A 2,238-nucleotide genomic window follows, 5' to 3' on the forward strand; every position below is an offset into this window, starting at 1 on the left:
CCCCTACCCGATGTGGCTGCGCCAGATCGCGCGTGAAAGCACCGCCGCACGCGTCTGCATGAACATCGTCGGGCACACCAGCCGGACCGGCTCGGAAGGAACCAACGACGCGTTGTCGCTGCAGCGGGCGAACGCGATCCGCCAGCGGCTCACCGCCGAGACCGCGGCGCTCGGCGCGAAGACGCGCACCTCGGGCATGGGCTTTCGCCAGAACATCGTCGGCAGCGGCACCGACAACGCCGTCGACGCGCTCGACCGCCGCGTCGAGTTCAAGATCGTTCCCTGCGGGTAGCCTCGCGTGGCGGAGCGAAGGCCGCGCTCGCACCACTACAGCGTCTACGTCGTCGAGCTGGCGGATGCGGTCTGGAACGTGCCGGGCTTCCGGCGCGCCAACCCGGGCCATCGCAGCGGCAAGCCCCTGGTCTACGTCGGCATGACCGGCCTCGACCCGGACCTCCGCTTCGACCGGCACAAGGCGGGCATCCAGGCCAACCGCTTCGTCTTCGAGTTCGGCCTGCGCCTCTTGCCCGAGCTCTACGACGTATACAACCCGATGCCGTACGCCGGCGCCTGCGAGATGGAGGTCGAGCTCGGCATCGCGCTGCGCGAAGCGGGCTACGGCGTGTGGCAGGCCTGAGCGGTCACCCGGACGCGTCCGTCGCGGCGGCCGCGGGCAACGCGCCCCGGCGCTCGAGCAGCTGCTCCAGGCACTGCGCGCGGATGCCGTAAAAGTCCTTGACGCTGCGCACCTGGGCCAAGGCGCGGTCAGCGCGGCCACCATCGGCGCGACGGGTCGCCAGGATCATCTTGTTCTTGCTCGTGTGCTCGAGAGAGACGAACTCGAACACCTTGGCCTCGTAGCCGCACGACTCGAGCAGCAGCGCGCGCAGGCTGTCCGTCACCATCTCCGCTTCCTGGCCGAGGTGAATGCCGTGGCGCAGGACACCGGCCAAGGCCGCGGGACGCTGCATCTGCGGGCGCAGCTCCTTGTGGCAGCACGGCGAGCAGACGAGCACGCCGGCGCCGGCGCGCAGGCCGAGGTCGATGGCATGGTCGGTAGCGGTGTCGCAGGCGTGCAGCGCAATCATGACGTCGACCTCGGCCGGCACGTAGCTGCGCAGGTCGCCCTGCTCGAAGCGCAGGCCGGCCATGCCGCAGCGGCCGGCGACGTCGTTGCAGAGCGCGACGAGCTCGGGCCGCAGCTCGATGCCCGTGACCTGCGGCGGCCGGCCGTAGCGCCGGCGCAGATGCTCGTGGACGGCGAAGGTGAGGTAGCCCTTGCCCGAGCCGAAGTCGACGACGCGGATCGGCGCCGCCTCGGCATCGCCGCCTCGCGCCGGCAGCGCCTCGAGAGCGTGGTCCAGCACTTCCAGGAACTTGTCCATCTGCCGCCATTTGCGCGCCATCGCAGGCACCAGGCGGTGCTCTGCATCGGCGATGCCGAGCTCGACGAGGAAGGGAAGGTCGAGCGACAGGCGACGGGCCCGCGGCAGGTCGTGCGTGGCGGAGCCCACAGGCGTCTGCAGCGCGGCTTCCACCAGCTGCGCACGCCGGTGGCGACGCAGCGTGCCGTGCCCCTTGCGGCTGACCAGCAGCTGCAGGTCCTCGCCGCCGGCATGCAGGGTGGCGTGCGCGAACGAGGGATGCGCCGCCGGGTGGAGCAGCGCCCGCAGCTCGACAAGGCCGCCTTCCGGGTCGACGTTCTTCGTCACGTCGCGCGTGGCATGCACATAGGTGAACGACAGCGCGACCTCGCCGTGCAGGGCGATCCGGCGCACGCGCACCGACTTCAGGTCGGCGGCGCGCTGACGCGGCTTCGAAAGGACGAGCGACTCGAAGGTGCCGGTGTCGAGCGCGGTGCGCACCTCGGCCAGGAATGAAAGCATGCCGAATTGTCGGCGCGACACGGACAATGCGGCGGTCACCGCCTTCTTTGCCCGCGCCATGTTCGGAATCGCCGACTACCCTGCCTTCGTCGTCGCCGTCGTCGTCTTCCTGATGATCCCCGGGCCGGGCAACCTCGCGCTCATCACCTCGACGAGCAAGGGGCGCATCGCCGGCGGCCTGGCGGCGACCTTCGGCGTCATCGTCGGCGAACAGGTCCTCATGTGGCTCGCGGTGGCCGGCGTCGCTGCCCTGCTCGCCGCCTACCCGGCCGCCTTTCGGGGCGTGCAGTGGCTGGGCGCCGCCTACCTAGCCTGGCTCGGCCTGCGCATGCTGCTCGCCAAGCCCGGGGCG

At 70.9% G+C, this 2,238-nt stretch carries 4 protein-coding genes; 3 read left to right on the plus strand and 1 reads right to left on the minus strand.

The window, feature by feature from the left end; genetic code table 11:
- Together AC30N0_RS18805 and AC30N0_RS18810 are read left to right on the plus strand one after the other, a co-directional pair.
- Positions 1–292: OmpA family protein (locus tag AC30N0_RS18805; protein WP_489519415.1), on the plus strand; the 292-nt coding region annotated here is incomplete at its 5' end.
- Positions 293–298: 6 nt separating this feature from the next.
- Positions 299–637, plus strand: coding sequence for a hypothetical protein (locus AC30N0_RS18810; RefSeq protein WP_489519416.1), 339 nt, complete (start codon positions 299–301; stop codon positions 635–637).
- A 4-nt stretch (positions 638–641) separates the two neighbouring features.
- Here AC30N0_RS18810 and AC30N0_RS18815 read toward each other — a convergent pair whose 3' ends face one another.
- Positions 642–1,886 (minus strand): class I SAM-dependent methyltransferase, encoded by a 1,245-nt coding sequence (locus AC30N0_RS18815; protein ID WP_489519417.1) that lies wholly within the window; start codon positions 1,884–1,886, stop codon positions 642–644.
- 58 nt (positions 1,887–1,944) lie between these two features.
- On the opposite strand from AC30N0_RS18815, the gene AC30N0_RS18820 reads away from it, so the two are divergent.
- The coding region (locus AC30N0_RS18820) for a LysE family transporter (RefSeq protein ID WP_489519418.1) at positions 1,945–2,238 on the plus strand (294 nt) is incomplete at its 3' end.

This window comes from Rhizobacter sp. (assembly GCF_031412495.1).
In the GTDB taxonomy this organism is placed as follows: Bacteria; Pseudomonadota; Gammaproteobacteria; order Burkholderiales; family Burkholderiaceae_C; genus Schlegelella_A.

Coding starts and splice junctions, on each gene's coding strand:
- AC30N0_RS18815 (WP_489519417.1), bottom strand. CDS start 1,886: ATGCTTTCATTCCTGGCCGAGGTGCGCACCGCGCTCGACACCGGCACC.